Consider the following 24,929-nt stretch of genomic DNA (forward strand, 5'->3'; position numbering starts at 1 on the left):
AAACTCTTTTAAATCTACATATTATCGAGCTTCCAAATCTCTCCAACCTTTGAAGCCTTGCTTGTTTTTAGCTTGTCTTTTTCCCCATGCGATCGGGGGTTTGGACTTCTTGGCTTCTGCGCGCACCGTTCGATCTAAATAAAGCTTTATCTGTCGATTCTTGATTGACAAGATCGATTTTGTGAGTGCGATCGGTGCTGCTAGCAACGCTGTGCTTGCAGCACACGCGCTATTCGACTCCCAGTGCTGCTTAATCGAAGCATTTCTTTGGGATCGTTTTGTCATGACTCAATGTTGCAGACAACTTGCGATCGGGTCAAGGGGTCTTTTCCTTTAATTCTGGGTACTTATACGCATTTTCGTGATTTTGGGGATCGCTTTGTCAGGGAATCTTGATAATTAAGCGCTTGTGGGGATCGTCAGGGAAACAATTGTCAACATTCCCTGACATGAATTAGATGTGAGATTGAGTCGGCCAGGGCGGTACTATGGATAGAGGAGATTTAGTACAAAATTTGGTAGGCTGGCAGTTGGGCGGTACTCTTGTGCAAGCAACGCTTACGGGCGATCGCAACTACAAACCAACATTCCTGAACCCAAAAAAGGTTTGACGCTACCTATACAGATAAGGTGGGCACTGCACACCCTACACATAGAGCTTCTGCGTAAATCTTGTAAAATCTAAAATCTAAAATCTAAAATCTAAAATCGAATGACTCTAACGCTTTACAACAGCTTGACCCGTCGCGAATCACCTTTTGAGCCCCTCGAACCAGGAAAGGTGCGGATGTACTGCTGCGGCGTTACGGTATACGATTACTGCCACGTCGGCCACGCCCGCGCTTACATTGTTTGGGACATGGTGCGCCGCTATCTGATGTGGCGGGGATACGATGTGCGCTACGTGCAGAATTTTACAGATATTGACGACAAAATTCTCAACCGCGCCCGCGAAACCAATTCCAGAATGGAAGCCGTGGCGGAACGCTTCATCGATGAATATTTCGTAGATATGGACAAACTGAATATTCTCAGGGCCGATGAATATCCCCGCGCCACCCATACAATCGACGGCATTAAACGGCTGATTCACGAATTAGAAAATAAAGGTTATGCCTATGCGAACGGCGGCGACGTTTACTACAACGTGAGGCAGTTTGCCGATTACGGAAAACTTTCCGGCCGCAAGTTGGAAGAAATGCAGGCAGGGGCTAGCGGTAGATTGGACACCGCAGAAATAGAAGCTCAAAAAAAGCAAGATTCCTCTGATTTTGCCCTGTGGAAAAGCGCTAAACCCGGTGAACCTGCTTGGGAGTCGTCTTGGGGAAAAGGTCGCCCCGGATGGCACATCGAATGTTCGGCGATGGTGCGCGATTGCTTGGGCGAAACAATTGACATTCACTGCGGCGGTTCCGATTTAACTTTCCCGCACCACGAAAACGAAATTGCTCAATCTGAAGCCGCGACTGGCAAGTCACTGGCTAATTATTGGATGCACAATGCTTTTGTGACTGTCAATGGCAAAAAGATGTCGAAATCTTTGCACAATTTTATTACAATTCGCGATTTGTTGGATGGGAATTGGTCGGGCGATTTGGAATCTAACCCCCCCGCAGCCCAGGGCGGGCACGGGGGCACCGCCCCTACGCAGGATGGGAGTCAGAATCAAAGCGAGAATGCAAAAGCGGTGGAACCGATGGCGGTGAGGCTGTTTGTGTTGATGGCGCAGTATCGCAGTCAAATTGATTTTACCGAAGAGGCGATCGCTAGCGCTAGAAATGGCTGGAATACCATCAATGAAGGTTTGCTGTTTGGGCTGCGCTACGGTTCTCAACTGAGTTGGGACGTTGAGAAAACTGGACAGGATAGCAAAGCTGTGCAGGAATTCCAATCAGCGATGGACAATGATTTCAATACTCCCGGCGCTGTGACGATTTTGTTTGAATTGGCTAAGGAATTGGCCAAAGAAGGCAATGTTTTAGTGCATCAGGGAAAAACAGAAACTGCGCCGGATTTGTTGCAGCAAAAATGGCTGACATTGGTGAGTTTGGCGGGGGTTTTGGGTTTAGAAGTTCAGCCGGAAAGTGATAGCAATGATGCTGTTTATGGTTTGAGTGATGCGGAGATTGAGGCGATGATTCAGCAGCGGAAAGATGCCCGGAAAGCTAGGGATTTTGCTGAGGGCGATCGCATCCGCAACGAGCTTAAGGATAATGGGATTACTTTGATCGATCAAAAGGATGGTACAACCATCTGGCATCGTGGTTGAAACTAAATTCATAGTCTGCGGAGGCAGACTTTGTTTGACAAGAAGCGGTTTCAACCGCCGAATTCTAAACACGCTCTAATGTCTTCCTCCGTCAACTCTGGAAAATCGTCTAGAATCTCTGCGTGAGACATTCCCGCAGCCAGCCAACCCAACACATCATAAACGGTAATTCGCATTCGCCTGATGCAAGGCTTTCCACCGCGTTTACCTGGTTCGATCGTAATGATTTTGCGATCGCTCATGACCAAACCGAGTTTAGTACATTTTTTTTAGTGTAGCCTAGTCTTTGAATAAGCGATATAATTTACTCAACTTCGCAATTTGTTCAACCTTAGAGGTAATAGCCTAGCTCTATGAATACCCTCGACCAAGTGCTAGAAACTGCTTTACAACTGTCCTACGAACAGCAGGAAATGCTGATAAAAATCCTGCAAAACCGTCACCGCGAGAGTGTCCGCGCGGAAATAGCTGCTGATGCCCAACGAACCTTAGCTGATTTCCGTACAGGCAAATTTCGACACCAGTCAGCCGAGGATGTTATTGCAACATTACGCCAGTCTTTGGACGAGCCGGAAGCATGAGACAACTGGTTCTGACTGTTGACTGTTGACTGTTAACTGTTGAGTATTTGAACAATACCGATGCAACCGGAAACGATATCAGTTATTATTAGATAATAACTCCACAAATAGATTTAAGTTTTATTTAACTTGTTCACAAATTCGGCAACAGCCGCGACAAATTCTGCGGTGGATTCGTAGGGCAAAACATTGCGCCCCGGCATTAATAAACCTTCCCCATTGGGAAAATAAGCTAAATATTGCGCTAATCTTTCATCCGGTTTCTCTTCCTTACCCGCTTGACTGATGCTTGAGGCTTTTTCTCCCATGACAATGAGTGCAGGTCGATCGAACTTTTGAATCGTGTTACTATAATCCTGGCGCCAAAACCCCGCTAAAAACGAGAAAACCGCGTGACGGCTGTCAGGATTGGCCGCCCCAGCCTGCAAAGCATCCAACCATTCGCTGTCAACTTGTGCCGCATCGCCAAACAGTTGTTTCACAGAAAAAGAACGCAAAAACTCAGCGCGTCTGGCGTAGCGGTAAAAAGCGTTTCCCAGGGGAGAATTTAACAAATTCCAGACAATTCTTTGCTGTCTTTCTGTCGAATGTTTGTTCATCACCGCCCAAGCTGGAGGCCCTGCGAGAACTAAGCCGCGAATTAAATTTGAGCCGCTTTCCTGCTGCTTTTTTGCTAAAGCCAAGCCTACAGACAGTAAAGCACCTTGCACGAGGACGATCGCAGGTTTTTTGACTACAGTTTCCAAGAAATACTGCAACTGTGCCGCCCAATCGTCAGGATAGCAGGCCACAGCCGGCATTTCGCAATCGCCGCAGCCCAAAAGGTCGGGATTATAAATCGGATTACTGTTCCCTGCTTTGTACCAACTCTCACAAAATCTATGCCAAAAGATTCTTGACAAACCAACTCCTATCGGGTGAATTAATAACAAAGGGATGCTATCTTCTGTCGCAGTAGTTGGGTTATAAACATCATAAGCACAGCGATAGTTTTGCCATTCGTAAAACAGCGTTGGTGATTTTATAGATGAAATGGTTGACAAATCTTTATTTGAAGGTGGTGATTGCATATTAATCTTTTAATTTTTTACTTGTTTGTTTACTTATGATGCTACGACAATGTGAGTTTTAGCTTGAACATTTGGTGGCGAGTGGGCAATCCTAATCTCTACGTTGCTGCCGAGTGCGTTGAGAAAACGAAATAGGCGTTCCGTAGAGAAATCTAATAATTTACCGCGCATCAATGCTGAGAGTGTAGGTCGATCGATTCCTAATAGCTTTGCTGCTTGGTTCTGGGTTAGTTGGCGTTCCGAAATTAATTCACTAATCTGATGAGCTAGTTCTGCCTTAATCAGTAATTCCTCTGGATTGGGTAGCCCTAAATCAGCAAAAACATTTCCACTACTGGAATGCACTTTTATTTCTTCAGTCATTTTGTTCCTCCACTTCTTGCTGTTCTAAATATTTTTTGTAGTGTTCTTTGGCACGCTTAAGTCGAGATTCAATCAAATCTATATCTTGCTTGGGGGTAGCAATTCCCTGCTTTGATTTTTTTTGAAAAGCATGAAGAATATAGACTATTCCTTCAAATTTTACGGTATATACAGCTCGGTAAGTGTCTCCATCAAAATTTTCAACAATTTCTAGAACGCCAGCACCTTTAAATCCTTTAAGCGGTTTAGCATCAGGATGCTTTTTACCCAGTTGAGCGCGGTACAAAGCAAAACCCATAATTTGCTGAACATCTTCAGGAAAGTCGCGCAAGTCGTCACGGGAACTGCCGATCCATTCAACGGGTTTTAAGAGCGACTTCATAATCTTAATTATATTATTTATATCATATCGTTTATCATAAAATAGAGAGTGACACGATCGACAACAATATCATTACTCAATTTTGTCAGAATAATCATGTCAGAACAGCGGATTACCATTTCTTTACCTAACTTGCTGCTAATTGTAGCATCGTCCTTGCTGCTAGTGCTGCTGTGGCAATTGCGGAGCCTGCTAGTAATTCTGATGATATCAGTTGTGCTGGCTGCTTCGATCGTCCCGATCGTTAATTGGGCCCAAACGATGCGGGTTCCCCGCTGGCTGGCGGTGATTATGGTTTATTTAACTCTCATCGGTGGATTTAGCGGGACGGTAGTGTTAATCGGGCCCACAGTCATCGAACAAATAGAGTTACTGCTGCGGCAGTTACCAGTTTATGTCGAAAGTTTGCGAACTGTGGCAACTAATCTATTGAGTCGCCTAACCGACGACGCCCCAACCTTGGTGGGTCTGGTGGACACTCAATCGCTGACTAATTGGCTGATTCGATCGAGTCAACAACTGGTTTTGCGATCGTACAGTTTAACCAGAGGCATTCTAGGCGGTTTTTTCAGCTTAGTTTTAGCATTATTTATTTCCGGTTACATGGTTGCCGACAGCGACACATTAATCAAAAGTTTGGTGCAATTTTTCCCAAAACCTTGGGATACAAGATTAGCCGCACAAGTGGCGCCAATTGGTCAAAGAATGGGGAGCTATATTCGCGGGCGAGTGTTAGTTTCGGGCATTTTAGGGATATTTATTACCACAGGTTTAAGCATTTTGGGAATGCCGGAATTTGCTTTAGGCTTGGGTGCGATCGCAGGTGTGACAAACTTGATTCCGTTCATCGGCCCAGTATTGGGAGCAGTACCAGCATTAATTGTAGCATTAGCTAAAGGTGGCTGGGTACTTTTGTGGGTATTACTGTTATTTGTAATTATCCAGAATTTAGAAACTTACGTACTCGATCCTTTGCTGGTTGGTTCCTCGGTTGGTGTGCATCCTTTATATCAATTGCTGTCTGTATTGGGAGGCGTTCAAGTATTAGGAATTATTGGGGCAGTAATTGTGCCGCCTTGGTTTGCGGGAGTGGCAGCTTTGATTGAGAACTTGTATTTAAAACCGAAACTTAGGAGCGAACATCGAGAGGCAATAGATCGGGCTAAAAATAATTCTGACTTGCCACCTCTTACACCTTCGGCGTGACAGCAGGGGAGAAGAGGAGAAGGGGAGTAGGGAATTGAAACATACAATTTATATCGTTTCTGTTGGCATCGGAATAATAATTTTCGGAGTTCAGCGCTTACGTGACCGATCGCGGGGACACTCGTACTTGGGTATAATTCCGTAGTTGCCAGGTTTGATCTTAAATTCACAACAGCAATTTTAACATCCCAGAAGCCGTTCGATATCAAACCCGTTGGCATCGGAATTATTCATCTCTCTCTTCTCTTCCTCCGCGTCCTCTGTGCCCTCTGCGGTTAAATCATTCCGGTTCAACCGGATGTGATATGACCACGAATTTCTTCATGTGGTACCCGCCACGTTATTTATCCGTGGAATCAATCCAAAATCGAAAATCGAAAATCACTTATTGCCCCCGCATTTATCTCGCGCAAGTCAATCTAAAATCTAAAATCTAAAATCTAAAATCGATTGACTCCAATTATTCGATCGCTACCATTAACACTTCAACAGTATCTACAAGTCTGCCGACTGATAACTGATGACTGATGACTAAAAACTAAGGACTAATTGCCACCTCAATGCGGCGGTTGCGCTGCCGATTAGTATCAGAACTATTGTCTACCGAAGGGCGACTTTCCCCATAGCCGATCGCCACCCAATGATACTTCTGACCGAGCACACCAGACAAATACTGCACCACAGCCTGAGCCCGGGCAAACGACACATTGCGATTATCCGCCGCTTCCCCCGCGTCGTCAGTGTGGCCCGCAACCCGCACAGTTGCCCCCTCGTGATTGCCCAACTCCGCCACCAAATTGTCCAAAATCGCACTTGTGCCCGCGCGCAAAGAAATGCTGCCAGTATCAAACAAAACATCGCTGGGCAGAGTCACCATCAGCCCATCTCCCCCAAACACCGGATTATTGGCATTCTGTGGCGCAGTATTCACCGTTTCAGGGTTCAGACTGGGGCTGCTGCCGATCGCCGGTAAAGGCGGAACAGGAGTTGCCGCCGTTTCCGGCCCCGCCAATTCCCGCGACATCAACTGCAAACGCTTTTCCAAAGTTTCCGTCGGGCGGCTGCTGCCCAACTGACTCTCCAAAGCGGCAGTGCGACCAATCAGCGCGTTGAGTTCGCCCTGCAACTGTCTCAAATCCGACTGCAATTTCTCTCTCTGGGCAGGACTGACTGTTGACTGGGGAGTCGGTGTAGCGGTTGGTGGCGGGAGTGCCGGAATTGGCGTTGCTGGGGCGCGTTTCGGGCTGGAGGTCAAATTTTGAGTTACACGCAGCAATCTCTCTGCGATCGGCATTTCCGTCGCCCCTGACGGATAAATTTGAGCGATCGCCATCCCCAAAACCCACGCAAAACCGCTACCCACCCCCAGCAGCAGCAGTCGAAAAATCAGCGACAGTACAAGCAAACCTTTTCCCCGCGACTTGGAGACGCGAGTGGGGGGGATTGAAGGTTTTTGGTTAAAAGATCGCGTCATATTTCATCCCTCTCGGTGTACAGACCACATTAATTTCGATACTATCTTACCTATCCGATTTGAAATTTGAGATTTGAGATTTGAGATTTGTCCTCCAATCTAAAATATAAAAAAGAAACCCGGTTTATATAAATCTGTGGTTTGGTGGCACGCAACGGACTAGAAACCTGGTTTCTAGTCCGTTGCGTGCCAGCCTGAATCTGTTGGATAATTCAGTAAAACTTTTGGAAAAAAAACCGATGACTGACCCTTTAAATAGCCCTTATCCCGTTCCTTGGGAGTGGATTAGTGCCACTCATGCTAAAGTGAGCTCCACTGCAGGCACAGGCCTCCGCTATTATCGCAGTCCATCTCTAGTATCAACTAACGGCCAATACGCAGCTTACAGTCGAATTGAGTTGCAAGTACAGCCGGAATTCTCCCGATGTCGGGTTAGCAGCGTCATGTTTGTGGAAAATCTCAAAACCGGCGAACTGCAAACAGTGGCGGCTGCTTCGCCACTGGCCGAAAGTGGGATGTATGCTAGCGATGATACAGATATGTCCGGGACGATCGCCATTTTAGTGCCTGTTTCTTGGAATCAAGACGGTTCCCGGATTCTCGCCCGCGAATTTGAAGCACTTTTCAACTCTTCCGATATGTCCGACTACGGTGTCATTTGGGACAAAAATGATAATTATACTTATACCGTTGCTCCCGCTCGCAGTCTTTACACTCATGCTGTATTGTTGGGTTGGAGTCAAGTTTGTCCCGGAAAAGTTCTGTTCCGCGCCGGCAATTTGGGCGATCGATCTTGGCCTCTTTGTGCAGTGGATATGACAGGGCAAACAGTAGCAGTCACCGAGGACAAACCCCTAGTTTTCGGCAGTCAAGCCAGCACAGACTGGATCGAACCTAAAACTCGTTTTTAGATATTATGGCGGCATTTTCTTGGATATGGCCCACAATTTTTCTAGTGTCAGGTCAGTCTTTTAACCAATTCATTTTGACCCTGGGGCTGATAGTTCTGGCTGTTATTTCCGGTCTAACAGCTTTTATTTTTATTCGGATTTTTCTTAATTGGTTGCAAGCGAAATTGGAGGGAAACCGCCATTTTTTTATACGCTCGTTCACCAGAAAGACGGGCAATTCAACCGCTCATATTTCCGAACCTGAAAAGGTTTTTTTAGAACCCAGATTCGTAGAAAGTGACGGCAATTTAACTGCTACTATTTTTGGAGGCAAAAGCGATATTTCAAGAGCGATTGAGCCGGAGATAATCTGCGAAAAATCAGCAGCAGTTGCCTATCTCTACAAGCCGATCGCTCTTTGGCACGGGCGCTTAATTTTGCCATCAAACGAACAGCGGCTGCCCTACGGCACAGTGTTTTTTGAAGTAATAAATGCACCCAAAAAATATAAAAACTTTATTGGCAAAACAGCATTTTTGAAATGGAGTACAAATCGCGAAGTACAGTTTTTTGTCCACGCAGTCAGTCAAGATATAAACTTCACACAAGAAACTCAAAAAAGTCAAAAATCTGGCAACATCCATCCAGATAGATTAAACGGCTGGCGAAATGTCGGGCCTTTAGAAACTCTAGCAGGCAGCAGACTTGAAGACAGCGTGACTGTGATGCTGCGGAGGCCGGTGATTGCGATTCATTATAGCAGCAGCGATCGCCAGGAACTCACGATCGATCGCGAACCAGTACAAATTATCGGACGTTTCTGCGCCTTAGTCTCTATTTTACAGCGAAAAGAACGCGACAGCGACAAATTTATTGTCCGGCATTTCAACAAAACATCTCAACAATTTGACGGCGCCGCCGAAATCATTCGGATTCCACAAGTACAGCCAGACAAAAATGGCGTAGCGAGGTCTACCAATCACCTAATCGAACAATCGCCCTTAAATCCAGAAGGCTGGTACATTTACGGCGAAAGAGACGAAGACAGTATATTTGTAGTACAGGCAATCGAACCCCGCAAAATTGCCCAATTAATCCCAGATGAAACACATTTCGGACTAAAAAAATCTATCGATTATTTAAGCAGCCAAAATTGGGAAAATACACCAGCCCAAAAAGGGCAAGCAAAAATAGTATTGTTAACCCCAAATGACGCTAAAGAAAACGCTTCAATCTCTCCTTGGCAAGAAGGAGATATCGGGATAGTGATTCACAGTTTCGGGGGTATCGGCGGCAAAAAAGGCGAACGGCAACCCCTGGGAATTGTCACCGGACATTTTGCTTTCGGAGTAGCAAAAGTAGTGCGCGATCGCTTTACCAGCGAACTGCGTTTTGACATAGAATACAAACAAGTTTACGCCCACAATCCCGACGGAATTGTTGCCGGTTCCAGCAAATGGCAAAGCTACATGGGAGACTTGCAGCGCGGCTGGTTGGGCGATCGCCCGGTTTGCGATATCATCTGTAAATTAGACTGCGTGTGTTGCGACTACGATTTTGACGGCATCACCTTGTCACCTTTAACCGAATTAAACCAGCAACTAGATATCATGATGGCCCGCTACCGCAGCGGAGACGGCACCGGCGCAAGTTTAGTCACGCCAGCAACTTCTTGCGTCCAAGATTCAAGTCAGGCAATTTACGCCACAATTAAAAAAATCACTTCCGAAATAGAGTCAAATCCTCAGATTCAAGACTGGTTAAAAACACATCCCACCGACGCACAAAGCAAAAGGTTTCACCAATTAGTAGCTTTAGGAGAGAGTTTAGAAAAAGTATTAATGCCCCTCGGAATTGTTCGTCCAGATTGGCGGAAAAATTCGACATTGGCGGGGATTGATGCGGAACTGAAAAAAACCTTTTTTGCAGGTATAGCAACCCTGATAAAAACTGCTATTAGTTACCGAACAATGCTGCCGAGGCGAACCCAAGATGAAATAGCCAAAGTTTTATTAAAACAAGGAGCTTTTTTGTGGATAATTCGCACCAATCAAGTTGGAGGATTTGACCCAGACATTAAGCCGATCGCACCAACAGGGTTTTGAATCAGCAATCGGTTTGTAGATGATTCGGCGATTTAAATCGCTACTAGAAAAACCAAGTCTGCCTCCCCAGACTAAGAGATTGATATCATGTCCGGTCAATTACCCTGATTCCTGTAGGGGCGGGTTCACCAACAATATTTGCTAAAAACCGACAATCTCAAAAACCCGCCCCGGCAATTGTATTATGCGCGATCGATCGGACATGGTATGAGGCAGCATTTAAGCGGGATTTGGTATCAGTCAACAGTCAACCGTTAACAGTCAACAGTCAACCGTTAACAGTCAACAGTCAACAGTTAACCATTACCAAGGAGTGACTTGAACAGTGCCGTCTGGTGCCAAAACTACGCGGAAATCAGCCAGCGGTTCCGCAGGTGTCCTGGTGCCAACCGGTTGGTAAAGCAACTCAGACAACGGCGTTTCTGATCGATCGACTGCTGCCGAATTTTCCGGCTTGTAACCGACAATCGCCCCGTCTGGGGCCACACTCACCCGATAAACCAACTCCGCATCAACCGGAGGCTTATCCTTCACAACTCCGTCAATTTGCTGGGAAAGTTTGCCCCTCAACAGGTCAATTTCCCCTGGATCGGTAATTGGCACCGCTGCCACATCTGGGCTTGCCAAACCTTCCGCAACAGGAGTGGGCGTGCTTTCCGGCGAAGTGCTCGACTGCGGTGTGGCCAACGGTGAAGCGTCCGGCTGCGGCGCGGGGATCGGAGTCGGCGAAAGCGATTCAGCGTTCGGAGTTTGAGTCCCAGGCAGCAAACCGTCAGCAGGGGGCGTGGGATTGGGATTAGGCGAACCCGATCCGCCCGGATTCGGCGTCCCCTGATTCTGGCCTGCAGGATTGGGCTGCGGCACCGGATCTCTCGGCCGCTGGACTTCCGGTATCGGCACCAAGAAAAACGCCATCGCAGCCAAAGCCAAACTCGACACCCCCACGACAGCAGGTAAAGTCCGCTTCGCCAAAGGTTCGGCCGACTTGACGTAACGCTTGGAAATTGGGGTTAATTGCAGCGACAATTCCGGCAGCGTCTGCGTGTCGGCAAAAAATTGATCGATCGCCTCTACCAAGTCAAATAGCTGTACCGTCGTCAAATCAACTTTTGCCGACAGTTCTGTTTTTTGATCGATTTGGGTGGCGCTGCCTGTGGAGGCGGGTAGAACGGTCAATCGGTGCAAATTCCCGTCAATTCTGTGCAACTGTACCATACCCACATTCGGGCCGTAGCGATCGGGATAATGCACTCCGCTCATAAATTCTTGAGCGTAGCTGCTGACGGCCCTCACCAAGCTTTCAAAAAACTCCCGTCCCCCGCTTAGGGGCTCGCCAAGACCTGTAACATAGCATTCAGCGCTCATTAATATGGAAAGCACCGGCCTTATATCTAACTGGCTGGCTGCCGATCCATCGCTCAACCCTTCTAGAACCAGGGTGCAATTTGGCAGACTGTACTGACGCCTAATAGTCATTTTTTATTCAACTTCTCCATCAAACAGGCTAACCCAGAAGCGCTGCATTCCGGCTGTGCCTGTACAAAATAGCAGTTTGCTCAACAAGTTCAAAGCTAGTTCGTTGAGCTTGTCGTCGGAATCGTAAGCTGCAACTAGCGATCGCTTGGGGTTCATGCGCGATCGAAAGTGAGCTCGAAAGCGTTCTAAATACTCCGCCAGCGGCTGGTTCTGGTTGAGGGGGATATTTTTCGATCGCAACTGCTGGGAGTCTAGCAGCAACTGCCGAATTGTGGCGGTTAACTTACGCGCCATATTACAGGCGATCGCCACCAGCGCTTTTGCCTCCACAATGGTAAGGGAGCGGCGCTGGGTATAGCGTCTCAGCGGGTTAGTATTACGCATCAGCCAAAGGGCAACCCGATTTTTGATAATTGATTCCAATTCCAGGTCCTTTGACACAGCCAGCATTTCTTCGGCACCTCCGAGATACAAGGCTTCGATCGCCAGCAACATCAAGTCAATTTGCAATCTGGCTCGGCGGGGACATCCCCCATCGGAGGGCGACAAGTCTGGCAAACTGTCTAAAATTAACGGGTTTGACTGGGTAAGCGAAGTTTCTGACGGCATTAATATCACGGCAACATCCATTCCAAACAAACTATACGGGCACGGGGGGTCTTGAGCAAGACAAATTCTCAACCAAGAACTTCTCTGGGATACTTTATTTTTATCATTGACTTTTAGGTATATTTTCTAATTTAGCAGCAACCGACCGTCGCGGGCGAGCTCCGGCGGCAGGAGTTCGATCGCCCACTCCCCTACCCCGCCGCTTTGTGATTCCTTGCTTCTTGAGGGGGGAGAAGGGGAGAGTCAATCGATTGCGCGATTTTAGATTTTAGATTTTAGATTTTAGAATTGAAGCATTGATCCCACGGATAAATTCTGGGGTTCCTTTATCGGATACAGGTTTTTTATTTCTGGACGGATGAATTACGTGGCGGGTATCCTGGATGCTTTCTGTCGGAAAGCGACCAAGAATTACCCATTTCCCCTTTCTTATTCTCTATTGGGATCGATCAATCTTCCTGCTTCTGGGGTTGCACCGCCGCTTCTCTTTGAGCAGTAAAATCAGTAGCCGCCGTCTTATCAGTTAGACTAATTTTTCCCTTGAGGCTTTCTTGCTCCACAATTCCGCGCATTTTAACAGAACTGTTTTGACCGGTTGCTGTGGAGTCCCTGCAACCCGCTAAATTAGGAACCGCACCCGACAAGTTCAATCCTTGAGTTTCCCACCTACCAAATAGAGAAGGTTTCTCTTGGGCTGTTTTTTCCCTGCCCTCCCTGCTGCCCGATCGCAAATTACCGCTCAAATAAACACCCGATTGCTCGATTGTCAATACCAAAACATCAGAATTCAGACATTCGGGCAAACTTTTAGGATCGAAGCGATAAGTTCCCGCAATTGCCGGGGCCGCCTTTAAATTTGCTTCCCCGTAAGCAGTTACTACTTTAAACAGCAGTGAAACTGAGCCGATCGCAATCCCGTAAAATGCCAGGGATTTGAGGCTTAAATGATTCATCATCTTGGTAATTGGTAATTGGTAATCGGTAATTGGGTAAAATGCCCAGTGCGCCCCTACTCATGACTAATACTGAGTAGTTTGACTGAGTACCGATGCCAAGTGCGATCGCACTTTAACGTAACACCGCGCAATCAGTAGCGAAGAATGACACTGCACAGCCAATTCATCAGTATACTGTCCCAAAGTTTGGCGCTCAATTCCCCACTCCCGACTCGTACCCGCAATAGTTAAATCAGCATTAGCAGAAGCCGCTACTACTGCTTGAATTGGCTCAGCAGCCTCCACAATCGGAGTCTCAATGCGCGATCGCACCTCAACTGGTAACTGATCCATCACTCGCCCAAACTCGTAACTCAGATTGTTTTCAGCTTCCCCGTCAACCGCCACCCGCAGCACCGTCAAACGGCGTTCCTCGCTATTAACTAATAGTCTCAGCGCCAATTCTAAACCCAAATCATCATGAATGTTTGCCGCGTAAGGTACTAACAAGTTATTCAACCTTTCCCGGCCTCTGTCAACAAAAATTGCTACATCCACCTTAGCGTTGCTGAGAATTTGGCCGACACGTCCTCCCAAACGGTTGCTGCTAAAAGTTGGCCTGTGCCATCCTACTAAAATCAAATCCGCGCGATCTATTTCCGCAATTTGTGCCGTTTCCCTGGCAACATCATTAGTAACCCGAATGATGGGATGTACGAATTTTTGTGCCTCCGGCACTTCCAAACTCTCAATCAATTCTGATAATTTCGAGCGGCGTTCTTGAATAATGCGATCGGCTTCCGCAGGCGTACTTTCAAAGGCATAGTCATCATTTAATTCTATCAAACTCAGAGGATGAACCGCCGCCGACTGTAAATCCTCACCACCCATACCAGCAGCCGGCTGCGCCAGCGCTACCGCTAGTCGCAGTAAACCTTTCTGCGTGCTGGGATTGGCAACCGGTACTAAAATTCGATAAGTTGGCAGCAATTTGTTAGCAGTTTCTTCGCTGCTGTCAGCCATTTGTGAATTTTCTAATTCTGAATCCTCAGAGTTAACTTCTGAAATATCTAACCTAATTAACCGTTTTGGATAAGTCCACTCCAACAGAGGCGAAGTCATAAAAGTTGTCACTAAAGCCATGATGACTAACATTGTAAATAGCAGCGGCGAAACTACACCTAGGGAAAGACCGATATTCAGCACAATTAGTTCAGTCAAACCGCGAGTATTCATCAGCCATCCCAGGGCTGAAGCTTCGCGATTGCTGATGCCACAAACTCTGGCCGCAACGTAAGTGCCGAGGTATTTGCCGATAATTGCCACTCCCAAAACTGCGGCGCACAGCAGCCACAATTCGGGACTGTTGAGCAAGCCGATTTCAGTCCGCAAGCCGCTGTAAGCAAAAAATATGGGCAGCAGAAATATTAGTACAAAGTCTTCGGTTTTTTCAGCTAATTCTCTGGTTAATCCCGCATTTTTAGGCATAACAGCACCCAGCAAAAATGCACCGAAAATTAAATGAATGCCGATCCATTCAGTAATTAAGGCAGAAGCTACAACTCCCATGTAAATGCCGGACAGCAATAACTGTGTTAATCTGCCAGTGCGGTTGTACTGTTTGGAAAGTCGCTGCAAGAACCAGCGCACTACAGTCAGCATGAAACCGATGTAAATTAAAGATTGAATAATTGTCGGCAAAGCACCGATCATCGAATTAGTACGAGTAACTGCGATCGCCACCGCTAACAAACACCACGCTGTCACGTCGTCTACCGCAGCGCAAGTCAAGGCCAGCGTCCCCAATTTGGTATTCTGCAAATTGTGTTCTGTAATAATTCTTGCCAGCACTGGAAAAGCCGTAATTGACATCGCCGCGCCCAAAAACAAAGCAAATGCGGTAAAGGAAACGCTATTATTTGAAACGATGGGATACAGCAGCAGTGCGAGCAAGCTTCCCAGGGAAAACGGCACTAGAATGCTGACGTGGGAAGTTAAAATCGCTATATCTAAATTGCTTTTGAGGTACTTGGGATTCAGTTCCAAACCAATCAAGAACATGAAAAAAATCAGCCCCACCTCAGACAACACGTTGAGGAAGGGAACGGCTTCGGCTGGAAAAAGTGCAGTTGCGGTGGCTGGTGCAACTAAGCCAAATAGAGAAGGCCCAAGCATAATTCCTGCTACAATTTCTCCAATGACTTGAGGTTGTTTGATCGCTCGAAATCCTAAACCGACAAGTCTCGAAAGTGCGATAACAATTAGAACTTCAAGCAGGACGAGAATGGGTATGGGCATGGCGTTTTTAGCTTGGGGATTTTTGCGGATGGAGAGGGCAGGGTAGTAAAGCTGACTGAATTGCCGATCGAAAAAAATCGATACCAGCTCGATCGAAGGTAGAAGGTACCAGAGGCGCACCAACAAGGCCATTCTCTCACAAGCCAACAAAGGCTTTGGCAACTTCCCACTTGGATTTTTTGTTTTTTAGAAGCGCTTGCAAGTAACTTTAACCGCAGCCTCTGCACCCCGGACTCTATCTCACCTCCGGTTGCCCACCGCCCATTTAAACTCACATTTTGCACCATTCTCAATTACTTGTTTAGGAACAGGCTTTTCGGCCTGTTCCACAAGAAAACTCGTTCTTTGTGGAACGGGCCCCAGAGCCCGTTCTTGACAATGGTGCAACATCTGAGTTTAAACTGATATCTTGCACCATTCTCAATTAGCCGTAGGGGCGGGTTCGCCAACAGCCTTAAAGCTTGCAAATAGGTTCTATAAACCCGCCCGACCCCACGAAAAATCCTCTTATTGATATTGCTGCAACATCTGAGTTTAAACCTAGTGATATAAAATTGTCAGAAAAAGTAGCGCGCGCTGTGATAAACTAGAAAAGTTGTTTAAATTCGCACATCCGGGTTTTCGGGTGTTTCTAGGGCGCAAACCTTCAGAAATACGACCGGGTGGAGGATTAACCCGAATTAGGAGTTAAAAATACAATGCCAGTAGTCAGTTTGGCTCAAATGTTAGAGTCAGGGGTTCACTTCGGACACCAAACCCGTCGGTGGAACCCGAAAATGTCTCCATACATTTTTACAGAGCGCAACGGGGTTCACATCATCGACCTCGTGCAAACCGCTCAGCTTATGGAAGACGCCTACGAGTACATGAGAGTTGCCTCAGAAAAAGGCAAAAAGTTTTTGTTCGTGGGTACAAAGCGCCAAGCTGCCGGGATTGTAGCCCAAGAAGCTCAACGCTGCGGTGCTTATTACGTCAACCAGCGCTGGCTGGGGGGAATGCTCACTAACTGGACGACGATTAAGTCCCGCGTGGAGCGCCTCAAGGATTTGGAACGCCGCGAGGAAATCGGCGCCCTCGATTTGTTGCCGAAAAAAGAAGCTTCGGTACTGCGCCGAGAAATGGCAAAACTCCAGAAATATCTGGGCGGGATTAAATCTATGCGGAAGATTCCCGACGGAGTGGTGCTGGTAGACCAACGCCGCGAGTATAATGCGGTGTTGGAATGCCAAAAGTTGGGAATTCCGATCGTCTCTCTGTTGGATACCAACTGCGACCCGGATTTGGTTGACATTGCGATTCCGGCAAATGACGATGCTATTCGATCGATCAAGCTGATTGTCGGCAAGTTGGCTGATGCCATCTACGAAGGTCGTCACGGTCAGCAAGGCGGCGACTCTGATGAAGACTACGACTACGACGGTGGTTACGAAGGCGCTGAATATGATGTCGAAATCGAAGAATTGGATGACCCCGATTATGTAGATCCCGACGACGCCGCTGACGCTGACGGCGAAGAAACCGAGAGCTAGTATTGCGATCGGAATCTGACACCAGGAAATTAAAAATTAAAGATTGAAAATTAAAAATAATAATTATTTTTAGTTGGATATTTTTAATTTTTAATTGTACATAAGCTGGTCTGCATTTAAATTGTATGTCAAAAAAGATTAAAGTCTTGTGGGGTGGGCGTCCCGGCCGCCCTGAATATACAATTTAAATGGGCGACTGCTTAGCACGAGTCTAAGTCATTAGTAGATATCTGGCAAAAGCATTCATTGTGTGAGGGCCAGAATTAATTCTGGCGCTACACCTACAAAGTCGGTACTAAGATCGACTGGGTATTTCTTCACTCTGGTCTAATCATTAACATTAAAATTAGTGACTGATGACTAATGACTGATGACTAATGACTAATAACTAATTTTGATTGGGAACTTAAAGAAGATGGCGGACATATCTGCAAAACTTGTTAAAGAACTGCGCGAAAAAACTGGCGCGGGCATGATGGACTGCAAAAAAGCCCTCGTTGAAAACGAAGGCAATATGGAAACATCCATCGAGTGGCTGCGGAAAAAAGGTCTGGCTTCGGCAGGTAAAAAAGGTGGACGAGTTGCCTCAGAAGGGCTTGTAGGCAGCTACATTCACACGGGCGGCCGCGTGGGAGTGCTGGTGGAAGTTAACTGCGAAACAGATTTTGTGGCACGTCGCGAAGAATTCCAAACTTTGGTGCGGAATATTGCGATGCAAATTGCAGCTTGCCCGAATGTGGAATACGTGAAAGTTGAAGATATCCCCGCCGAAGTTGTCGAAAGAGAAAAGGCAATTGAAATGGGCAAAGATGACTTGGGCAATAAGCCGGAAAACATCAAAGAAAAGATTGTTCTAGGGCGGATTGAGAAGCGCATGAAAGAGTTATCTTTGATGGATCAGCCTTTTATTAAAGATCAGAATATCTCGGTGGAAGAGTTGGTGAAACAAACGATCGCCCAAATTGGAGAAAATATCCAAGTGCGCCGCTTCGTGCGTTTTGTCTTGGGCGAAGGCATTGAAAAGGTAGAAGCTAACTTTGCCGATGAAGTGGCAGCCCAAATGGGTGTTCAATAATCCCAATTAAGATTGAGAATTAAAAATTAAAAATGTGAAAACTTGATTTTTTGCATTTTTAATTTTTAATTTTTATAGGACTTATGGACAGACTATATTTGTAGGCTGGGCACTGCAAAAGTTACTACTACAGACAGCGTAAAAAGTTAAAATTTGCGTAAGTCTTAAGCTGTTGTGCATTTAAATTTTTTGTTGAGGGCGGGATCGGCTGCCCACGCCACAAAAGTGAAAATTTATTTGACCATGGAATTTAAAAGTGGATTAGCTTATTTTAATTTTATACGAGAGATATGGTGCGACCAAGAGAGAGAATAGAGCAAGATTTGGCAGGACTCGAAGAGGCTTTAGCAGCCTTGAATATGGAGTTTCGCAGTACCTACGATGGTTATTTAACTGCGTTGGGACAAGCGGTGCGACAGCAGTTAATTTTGGCTTGCTATCACCTTTGCACTCAAGCAGTACCGGAGTCGTTTCTTAAGTTGTCCTTCGATGGGCGGCAAAAAATGCAGCAGTCTGTAAAGGCTTTGGCTGCGGCGTCGGAGGAAAAATTGCGATCGCTGGTGACTGAATCAGAAACAGAGGAAGAAATAGAGGAAGAAATAGAGGAAGAGGAAGACGAAGAGGAAGAGGAAGACGACTTCGACAAAGACGAAGAGGAAGAAGAGGAAGACGAAGAAGACGAAAAGGAAAAAAACCAAGTTTCCGCGATTAACTATCTATTTTCATTGGCAAATTATCAATTGCCAAATGCCAATTCCCCGGAAAGTTTGGCACGCTGGCAAAATAGTATTGAAAAGTCGATCGTCCATATACTCAAGCTGCTTTCTCGCGACACCAACCGCTTGCTGCAACAGTCGGGAATCTTGCCGAGTCAATTACCAGAACCGGTTCTAGAAGCTGCTTCTGCTGCTGAATCCTCCGGCGATAGTGTTGCCGGGCCGCCTAACTTATTAAACATAATTATTGAAACCGATGCCTCATCAGCATCGCGCAAATTGGCGGCAGCAACCTTTGGTAGTAGGGCACTGCACATTACAGCGATTAAACTGCGGCTGTCGGAAATAGAGTTTGCCGATGCGGGAACCTCGGCTTGGCGCCAGCAAATTCGTAACCTGTCTGTCAAGTTGAACTCGCTGGGCCGCGATTACCAGAAAAAGCAGCGGGAACTTGCTGTGGTGGAGGCTGAGTCGGCTTGGCGATCGAGTTGGTTTGAAGATTAGTCAGTTGTTAGTTGTCAGTTGACAGTTGACAGTTGTCAGTTGACAGTTGACAGTTGTCAGTTGACAGTTGTCAGTTGACAGTTGTCAGTTGACAGTTGTCAGTTGTCCGTAGGTAATTGTCGGGAATTCTTGAGCTATGATTAATAACTAATGACTAACCACTAATGACTAATGACCAATGACCAATGACTAATGACTAATAACTAATGACTAATAACTAATGACTGATGACTAATAATCAACCCGAATGGCAGCGATTGCAAAAAGCTCTTTCAGTAGAAGCCGATCGCGGATTTAACGACATCCAAGGCAGTCAATACCGCTTCAGCGAGTTTCTGGGCCTGAGTTTGAGACAGTTGGCAGGTTCTGTGGCGGCTTCGGCGCGCGAGCGAGCCAGACAACTAGCCGCTGAATTTGACATCTACCCTCAGAAGGATCTCGAACAGCGCCAACATTCGATCGCCATTACGGTGAGTTTCCTCAGACAAATGGAGCAAGTTTGGGAACAAGAAACTCGCCACCAGCAAGAACAAGTAGCACAAGTCAGACCCGCAAACGCTCCCCAACCAACCGCCCCGGCAGTTTCCGTTCCCCGAACAGCACCCCTGAGTACAGCCGCCGCACCACCAAGCCTGACTCTTGACCAACAGTTAACCCGCGTCACCGGCATCGGCCCTGCCAACGGCAACCGCTTGGTCAAACTTGGTTTATACACTGTATATGACTTGCTTTACTACTATCCCCGCAATCACATCGACTATGCAAAGCAAGTACAAATTCGCGAGCTAGTAGCTGGGGAAACTGTCACTTTAATCGCCGAAGTAAAGCGATGCAATTGCTTTTCTAGTCCGAAGAATAAGAAATTAACCATATTAGAAGTAATTTTAAAAGACCGCACCGGAGAGATAAAAATTAGTCGTTTTTTTGCAGGCCCTCGCTACAGCAATCGCGGTTGGCAAGAATTCAAAAAGCGCGAGTATTGTACTGGTGCAGTGCTGGCAGCTTCGGGGTTGGTGAAGCAGGGTAAATATGGAATTACTTTAGAAAATCCTGAGTTAGAAGTATTAGACGACTCCGGCGGTGCGATCGAATCAATGAAAGTCGGCCGCCTGATACCAGTTTATCCGCTGACGGAAGGGGTGGATGCCGGTTCGGTGAGGCGATCGATTTTGGCTGCAATGCCGGCGGCGAAAATGTTGCCAGAATCGCTACCAGAGGATTTGCGCGAGCGTTACGGTTTAATGGGTTTAGCCGATGCCGTGACTAATATTCACTTTCCGCTCGATCGAGATTGTTTGGCCGCCGCCCGCCGTCGCTTAGTTTTTGACGAATTTTTCTACCTGCAATTAGGACTTTTAAAGCGCCGCCAAACCCAAAGAAAAGCTCAAGCTAGTGCAGTCATCCTTCCTACTGGCAAATTGATCGAACATTTTTATGAAATCTTGCCTTTTGCCTTGACTAATGCTCAGGAAAGAGTCATCAATGACATCCTCAACGATTTAGCTTCATCGCAACCGATGAACAGATTAGTGCAAGGCGATGTCGGTGCTGGCAAAACCGTAGTAGCTGTCGTGGCAATGCTAGCAGCAATTCAATCCGGCTATCAAGCCGCTTTAATGGCGCCGACAGAAGTTTTAGCAGAACAGCATTACCGCAAATTGGTAGGTTGGTTTAACTTGATGCACTTGTCTGTCGAACTGTTAACTGGTTCCACAAAAGTAGCCAAGCGCCGCGAAATTCACAACCAATTAGAAACCGGAGAATTACCTGTTTTAGTGGGAACTCACGCGCTGATTCAAGATACGGTGAATTTCCATAAATTGGGTTTGGCGGTAATTGACGAACAGCACAGATTCGGTGTGCAGCAGCGCGCTAAATTGCAGCAAAAAGGCGAAGCTCCCCACGTTTTGACGATGACGGCAACTCCCATTCCCCGAACGCTGGCGCTGACGCTGCACGGGGATTTAGATGTGAGTCAAATTGATGAACTTCCCCCCGGTAGGCAGGCGATTCAAACCACTGTACTGTCTGCCAAAGAACGAATCCAAGCTTACGATTTGATTCGGCGGGAAGTGGCGAGCGGGCGTCAAGTTTATGTGGTGCTACCGCTGGTGGAGGAGTCGGAAAAGTTGGATGTGCGATCGGCAATTGAGGAAAAAGAGAAACTTGAAAAAAGTGTCTTTCCTGAGTTTAAGGTGGGTTTGCTCCACGGGAGAATGAGCAGTGCCGACAAAGATGACGCAATTTCTAAGTTTCGGGACAAAGAAACGGATATTTTAGTATCTACTACTGTCGTCGAGGTGGGAGTAGACGTGCCGAATGCCACGGTAATGCTGATTGAAAATTCTGAGCGTTTTGGACTGTCGCAACTGCACCAGTTGCGGGGTAGAGTTGGTCGGGGCAGCAACCGTTCTTATTGTTTGTTAATGCCCGGTTCCAAAACGGCGGAAGCTATGCAGAGAATGAAGGTTTTAGAACAATCTCAAGATGGCTTTTTTATTGCGGAAATGGACATGAGATTGCGCGGGCCTGGTCAGGTTTTGGGAACTCGGCAGTCGGGTTTGCCGGATTTTGCTTTGGCGAGTTTGGTGGAGGATCAGGAGGTTTTGGAGTTGGCGAGGGCGGCGGCTCAAATGGTAATTGAGAATGATGAAAGTTTGAATCAATGGCCGGTGGTGCGGGATGAATTGGAGCGGAGATATCAGCGGATGATGAGTGGGTCGATTTTGACTTAGAGTGTTTTGAACGCAGCAACGGGGTTTTTAATAATATTTTGTAGTGGCCGGTTAAGCAAAGATATATCAAAGCTGCCAGTTTATTGCTGCACTCAGCCCCCCTCCTCCCCACAGGGAGGTTTATTTGCACCTACTTATTTAATGTCAGTAATGTAAGAAATCGGTTTTCTTCCCATAAACTCACGTAAAATCCTAGGTTTTTTGTCAGGAAACGCGGTTTATACTTTTTTGCTGAGACTGCTGCAAAATATCAGGTTGAGCGAAACGTCAAAAACACGAAGTTGTTGGGTAGGAGTGCCTCAACCCAACCTACTTTCGGAGACGATTTTTCCCTTGGTCTAGGGTATTTTTATGAGTTGTCAGGCTTGGGGCTCTTATTAAACCAAGAATCCTTCGCAGGAATGACGGAGAAGTGTCAAAATTAAGATAGTCCTGCCAGAAACAGGAAAAAGGAAATCCGGCCTGTACTGGCCTTACCAGGCAACATTGATTCCTCGCTTGTCACGCTTGCAGGTGGTCGCCGACGGTTCGTCGCATTTAATCTCAACACTAATTTATGAAAGATCTCACTCGTTATCGAAATATCGGCATCTTCGCCCACGTAGATGCTGGCAAGACCACCACAACTGAAAGAATCCTGAAACTGACGGGTAAAATCCACAAAATCGGTGAAGTTCACGAAGGCGCGGCGACTACTGACTTCATGGAACAGGAGCAAGAGCGCGGTATTACGATTCAATCCGCTGCTACCACCTGCTTCTGGAACGAGCATCAGCTCAACATCATCGATACTCCCGGACACGTCGATTTTACGATCGAGGTTTACCGTTCTTTGAAGGTTCTCGATGGTGGCATTGGTGTGTTCTGCGGTTCGGGTGGAGTTGAACCGCAATCTGAAACCAACTGGCGCTACGCTAACGATTCCAAAGTCGCTCGCGTCATCTACATCAACAAGCTCGATCGCACCGGTGCAGATTTTTACCGCGTTGTCCAGCAAGTTGATAAAATCCTCGGCGCTAAACCGATGGTAATGGTATTGCCGATCGGCATAGAAGAAAAGTTTTGCGGCGTAGTCGATTTGCTGACCCGCAAAGCCTGGATCTGGGATGATTCCGGCGATCCCCTGAACTATCAAATTAAAGATGTTCCCGCCGATATGGTGGATGATGTCGAAACTTGGCGCGAAAAGTTGATCGAACTGGCCGTCGAGCAAGACGACACTGTGATGGAACAGTATCTCGAAGGCAACGAGCCGAGCCTCGACGACCTCAAGCGCTGCATTCGCAAAGGTACTCGCGATCGGGCATTTTTCCCCACCTACTGCGGCTCATCGTTTAAAAACAAAGGCGTGCAGTTGGTTCTCGATGCCGTAGTTGACTACCTACCAAACCCGATGGAAGTCACACCGCAGCCAGAAGTCGATCTCGATGGCGAGGAAACCGGCGAGTTTGCGATCGTCGATCCCAACAGGCCATTGCGGGCACTCGCGTTTAAGATCATGGACGATCGCTACGGCGCTCTAACCTTCACACGCTTGTACTCCGGTACTCTGTCCAAGGGCGACACCGTACTCAACACCGCCACAGGCAAAACCGAGCGCATCAGTCGTTTGGTGGAAATGCACGCCAACTCTCGCGAAGAAATTGAATCGGCCCAAGCAGGGGACATTGTGGCGATCGTCGGTATGAAAAACGTCCGCACCGGACACACCATCTGCGACCCCAAAAATCCCGCAACCCTAGAGCCGATGGTATTCCCCGATCCCGTTATTTCGATTTCGGTCAAACCGAAACAAAAAGGCGGCGAAGAAAAAATGGGAGCAGCCCTCACCAAGATGGTGCAAGAAGACCCTTCCTTCCACATGGTGACGGATCAAGAAAGTGGCGAAACGATTCTCAAGGGGATGGGCGAGTTACACCTCGACATCAAAGTAGACATTCTCAAGCGCACCCACGGCATCGAAGTAGAAGTCGGCGAACCACAGGTAGCCTACCGCGAGTCGATTACCAAGCGCCTCGAAGACGATTACACCCACAAAAAGCAATCAGGTGGTTCCGGTCAATTTGCCAAAATCGGCTACGTGATCGAGCCTGGTGAGCCTGGAAGTGGCTTCATATTTGAGTCAAAAGTGACTGGTGGTAGCGTGCCGAGAGAATATTGGCCAGCGGTCGAAAAAGGCTTTGAAAGCTGCATCGACAAAGGCGTCTTGGCCGGATTCCCTTGCCTAGACTTGAAATTCACCCTTCTAGAAGGCGGTTTCCACCCCGTTGACTCGTCAGCAATGGCTTTTGAAATTGCTGCCAAAGCGGCCTATCGTCAGTCTTTGCCGAAAGCCGGGCCTCAGTTGCTCGAACCGATTATGAATGTCGATGTATTCACTCCAGATGACTACATGGGCGACGTGATCGGCGACCTCAACCGCCGCCGTGGGATGATGAAATCTCAGGAGACAGGACAAACTGGAGCGCGGATCAAGGCAGATGTGCCGTTGAGCGAAATGTTTGGTTACATTAGCGATTTGCGTACTATGACATCTGGCCGCGGTCAGTTTTCCATGTCCTTCTCGCACTATGCTCCTTGTCCTAATAACATCGCTGAAGAAGTGATTAAGGCGGCAAAAGAGCGTCAAGCTGCGAAGTAGTGTATTTGACTCCTGGTAGGTGCTATCTGGAGTCAAACAGAACAATTCAATCCCCGACAACTTCTACGAAG

General features: G+C 47.1%; 21 protein-coding genes. 11 read left to right on the top strand and 10 right to left on the bottom strand.

Annotated elements, in window-relative coordinates; all coding sequences use genetic code 11:
• Window positions 1-21: 21 nt before the first annotated feature.
• On the bottom strand, window positions 22-285 hold the full coding sequence (locus QUB51_RS18005) for a hypothetical protein (protein WP_333210609.1): 264 nt from the start codon (window positions 283-285) through the stop codon (window positions 22-24).
• Between the two features lie 203 nt (window positions 286-488).
• Here QUB51_RS18005 and QUB51_RS18010 point away from each other — a divergent pair, with 203 nt between their 5' ends.
• Together QUB51_RS18010 and cysS are read left to right on the top strand one after the other, a co-directional pair.
• Complete coding sequence (locus tag QUB51_RS18010) at window positions 489-611, top strand: hypothetical protein (protein ID WP_333233444.1); 123 nt, start codon at window positions 489-491, stop codon at window positions 609-611.
• 101 nt (window positions 612-712) lie between these two features.
• The gene (gene cysS / locus QUB51_RS18015) at window positions 713-2,269 is read left to right on the top strand and encodes a cysteine--tRNA ligase (protein ID WP_333262561.1); all 1,557 of its coding nucleotides are present in this window, start codon (window positions 713-715) and stop codon (window positions 2,267-2,269) included.
• A gap of 50 nt (window positions 2,270-2,319) precedes the next feature.
• Here cysS and QUB51_RS18020 read toward each other — a convergent pair whose 3' ends face one another.
• Entirely contained in the window at window positions 2,320-2,511 is a 192-nt protein-coding gene (locus QUB51_RS18020) for a DUF433 domain-containing protein (protein WP_333056010.1), read from the bottom strand.
• A gap of 111 nt (window positions 2,512-2,622) precedes the next feature.
• Between QUB51_RS18020 and QUB51_RS18025 the strand changes: the two genes are divergently transcribed.
• Window positions 2,623-2,850: a hypothetical protein gene (locus QUB51_RS18025; protein ID WP_333210616.1), complete on the top strand. Its 228-nt coding sequence runs from the start codon at window positions 2,623-2,625 to the stop codon at window positions 2,848-2,850.
• 113 nt (window positions 2,851-2,963) lie between these two features.
• On the opposite strand, the gene QUB51_RS18030 is transcribed toward QUB51_RS18025, so the two are convergent.
• Genes QUB51_RS18030 through QUB51_RS18040 form a run of 3 tightly spaced genes read right to left on the bottom strand, consistent with a single transcriptional unit; the run spans window position 2,964 to window position 4,665 of the window.
• Window positions 2,964-3,920: an alpha/beta hydrolase gene (locus QUB51_RS18030; RefSeq protein ID WP_333056012.1), complete on the bottom strand. Its 957-nt coding sequence runs from the start codon at window positions 3,918-3,920 to the stop codon at window positions 2,964-2,966.
• Window positions 3,921-3,953: 33 nt separating this feature from the next.
• Window positions 3,954-4,283, bottom strand: a complete 330-nt coding sequence (locus tag QUB51_RS18035; protein WP_333056013.1) for a helix-turn-helix domain-containing protein — start codon at window positions 4,281-4,283, stop codon at window positions 3,954-3,956.
• Entirely contained in the window at window positions 4,276-4,665 is a 390-nt protein-coding gene (locus QUB51_RS18040) for a type II toxin-antitoxin system RelE/ParE family toxin (RefSeq protein WP_333056014.1), read from the bottom strand. The genes QUB51_RS18035 and QUB51_RS18040 overlap by 8 nt, the downstream gene beginning before the upstream one ends.
• Window positions 4,666-4,761: 96 nt before the next feature.
• On the opposite strand from QUB51_RS18040, the gene QUB51_RS18045 reads away from it, so the two are divergent.
• On the top strand, window positions 4,762-5,871 hold the full coding sequence (locus QUB51_RS18045; RefSeq protein WP_333056015.1) for an AI-2E family transporter: 1,110 nt from the start codon (window positions 4,762-4,764) through the stop codon (window positions 5,869-5,871).
• 538 nt (window positions 5,872-6,409) lie between these two features.
• On the opposite strand, the gene QUB51_RS18050 is transcribed toward QUB51_RS18045, so the two are convergent.
• A complete protein-coding gene (locus QUB51_RS18050; RefSeq protein ID WP_333056016.1) occupies window positions 6,410-7,345 on the bottom strand; it encodes an OmpA family protein in 936 nt (311 codons plus the stop codon).
• Between the two features lie 239 nt (window positions 7,346-7,584).
• On the opposite strand from QUB51_RS18050, the gene QUB51_RS18055 reads away from it, so the two are divergent.
• Both QUB51_RS18055 and QUB51_RS18060 read left to right on the top strand, forming a co-directional pair.
• A complete protein-coding gene (locus tag QUB51_RS18055; RefSeq protein ID WP_333056017.1) occupies window positions 7,585-8,256 on the top strand; it encodes a hypothetical protein in 672 nt (223 codons plus the stop codon).
• Window positions 8,257-8,300: 44 nt separating this feature from the next.
• Window positions 8,301-10,340 carry an abortive infection protein gene (locus QUB51_RS18060; protein WP_333233450.1) on the top strand — a complete coding sequence of 680 codons (2,040 nt, stop codon included), beginning with the start codon at window positions 8,301-8,303 and terminating at the stop codon, window positions 10,338-10,340.
• A 303-nt stretch (window positions 10,341-10,643) separates the two neighbouring features.
• On the opposite strand, the gene QUB51_RS18065 is transcribed toward QUB51_RS18060, so the two are convergent.
• From QUB51_RS18065 to QUB51_RS18080, 4 genes are all read right to left on the bottom strand, one after another.
• A complete protein-coding gene (locus tag QUB51_RS18065; protein ID WP_333210621.1) occupies window positions 10,644-11,816 on the bottom strand; it encodes a DUF4335 domain-containing protein in 1,173 nt (390 codons plus the stop codon).
• Window positions 11,817-11,819: 3 nt separating this feature from the next.
• Entirely contained in the window at window positions 11,820-12,446 is a 627-nt protein-coding gene (locus QUB51_RS18070; protein ID WP_333155037.1) for a DUF3038 domain-containing protein, read from the bottom strand.
• A 428-nt stretch (window positions 12,447-12,874) separates the two neighbouring features.
• Entirely contained in the window at window positions 12,875-13,381 is a 507-nt protein-coding gene (locus QUB51_RS18075) for a hypothetical protein (protein WP_333056021.1), read from the bottom strand.
• A gap of 63 nt (window positions 13,382-13,444) precedes the next feature.
• Window positions 13,445-15,820, bottom strand: coding sequence for a cation:proton antiporter domain-containing protein (locus tag QUB51_RS18080; RefSeq protein ID WP_333056022.1), 2,376 nt, complete (start codon window positions 15,818-15,820; stop codon window positions 13,445-13,447).
• 536 nt (window positions 15,821-16,356) lie between these two features.
• On the opposite strand from QUB51_RS18080, the gene rpsB reads away from it, so the two are divergent.
• From rpsB to fusA, 5 genes are all read left to right on the top strand, one after another.
• A complete protein-coding gene (gene rpsB / locus QUB51_RS18085) occupies window positions 16,357-17,187 on the top strand; it encodes a 30S ribosomal protein S2 (RefSeq protein ID WP_333056023.1) in 831 nt (276 codons plus the stop codon).
• Window positions 17,188-17,602: 415 nt separating this feature from the next.
• Window positions 17,603-18,262, top strand: a complete 660-nt coding sequence (tsf, locus tag QUB51_RS18090) for a translation elongation factor Ts (protein ID WP_333056024.1) — start codon at window positions 17,603-17,605, stop codon at window positions 18,260-18,262.
• 290 nt (window positions 18,263-18,552) lie between these two features.
• Entirely contained in the window at window positions 18,553-19,482 is a 930-nt protein-coding gene (locus tag QUB51_RS18095) for a hypothetical protein (RefSeq protein ID WP_333056025.1), read from the top strand.
• Window positions 19,483-19,709: 227 nt separating this feature from the next.
• Window positions 19,710-22,217 (top strand): ATP-dependent DNA helicase RecG, encoded by a 2,508-nt coding sequence (gene recG, locus QUB51_RS18100; protein ID WP_333056026.1) that lies wholly within the window; start codon window positions 19,710-19,712, stop codon window positions 22,215-22,217.
• Window positions 22,218-22,773: 556 nt separating this feature from the next.
• Window positions 22,774-24,858: an elongation factor G gene (gene fusA / locus QUB51_RS18105; RefSeq protein ID WP_333056027.1), complete on the top strand. Its 2,085-nt coding sequence runs from the start codon at window positions 22,774-22,776 to the stop codon at window positions 24,856-24,858.
• Window positions 24,859-24,929: the final 71 nt, after the last annotated feature.

Source organism: Microcoleus sp. AT8-A3 (assembly GCF_036705675.1).
Classification (GTDB): domain Bacteria; phylum Cyanobacteriota; class Cyanobacteriia; order Cyanobacteriales; family Microcoleaceae; genus Microcoleus.

What these genes read in the sequence shown, in the direction of transcription:
- QUB51_RS18005 (WP_333210609.1), bottom strand. Translation starts at nt 285, where the DNA reads ATGACAAAACGATCCCAAAGAAATGCTTCGATTAAGCAGCACTGGGAG.
- QUB51_RS18010 (WP_333233444.1), top strand. Translation starts at nt 489, where the DNA reads ATGGATAGAGGAGATTTAGTACAAAATTTGGTAGGCTGGCAGTTGGGC.
- cysS (WP_333262561.1), top strand. Translation starts at nt 713, where the DNA reads ATGACTCTAACGCTTTACAACAGCTTGACCCGTCGCGAATCACCTTTT.
- QUB51_RS18020 (WP_333056010.1), bottom strand. Translation starts at nt 2,511, where the DNA reads ATGAGCGATCGCAAAATCATTACGATCGAACCAGGTAAACGCGGTGGA.
- QUB51_RS18025 (WP_333210616.1), top strand. Translation starts at nt 2,623, where the DNA reads ATGAATACCCTCGACCAAGTGCTAGAAACTGCTTTACAACTGTCCTAC.
- QUB51_RS18030 (WP_333056012.1), bottom strand. Translation starts at nt 3,920, where the DNA reads ATGCAATCACCACCTTCAAATAAAGATTTGTCAACCATTTCATCTATA.
- QUB51_RS18035 (WP_333056013.1), bottom strand. Translation starts at nt 4,283, where the DNA reads ATGACTGAAGAAATAAAAGTGCATTCCAGTAGTGGAAATGTTTTTGCT.
- QUB51_RS18040 (WP_333056014.1), bottom strand. Translation starts at nt 4,665, where the DNA reads ATGAAGTCGCTCTTAAAACCCGTTGAATGGATCGGCAGTTCCCGTGAC.
- QUB51_RS18045 (WP_333056015.1), top strand. Translation starts at nt 4,762, where the DNA reads ATGTCAGAACAGCGGATTACCATTTCTTTACCTAACTTGCTGCTAATT.
- QUB51_RS18050 (WP_333056016.1), bottom strand. Translation starts at nt 7,345, where the DNA reads ATGACGCGATCTTTTAACCAAAAACCTTCAATCCCCCCCACTCGCGTC.
- QUB51_RS18055 (WP_333056017.1), top strand. Translation starts at nt 7,585, where the DNA reads ATGACTGACCCTTTAAATAGCCCTTATCCCGTTCCTTGGGAGTGGATT.
- QUB51_RS18065 (WP_333210621.1), bottom strand. Translation starts at nt 11,816, where the DNA reads ATGACTATTAGGCGTCAGTACAGTCTGCCAAATTGCACCCTGGTTCTA.
- QUB51_RS18070 (WP_333155037.1), bottom strand. Translation starts at nt 12,446, where the DNA reads ATGGATGTTGCCGTGATATTAATGCCGTCAGAAACTTCGCTTACCCAG.
- QUB51_RS18075 (WP_333056021.1), bottom strand. Translation starts at nt 13,381, where the DNA reads ATGATGAATCATTTAAGCCTCAAATCCCTGGCATTTTACGGGATTGCG.
- rpsB (WP_333056023.1), top strand. Translation starts at nt 16,357, where the DNA reads ATGCCAGTAGTCAGTTTGGCTCAAATGTTAGAGTCAGGGGTTCACTTC.
- tsf (WP_333056024.1), top strand. Translation starts at nt 17,603, where the DNA reads ATGGCGGACATATCTGCAAAACTTGTTAAAGAACTGCGCGAAAAAACT.
- QUB51_RS18095 (WP_333056025.1), top strand. Translation starts at nt 18,553, where the DNA reads ATGGTGCGACCAAGAGAGAGAATAGAGCAAGATTTGGCAGGACTCGAA.
- recG (WP_333056026.1), top strand. Translation starts at nt 19,710, where the DNA reads ATGACTAATAATCAACCCGAATGGCAGCGATTGCAAAAAGCTCTTTCA.
- fusA (WP_333056027.1), top strand. Translation starts at nt 22,774, where the DNA reads ATGAAAGATCTCACTCGTTATCGAAATATCGGCATCTTCGCCCACGTA.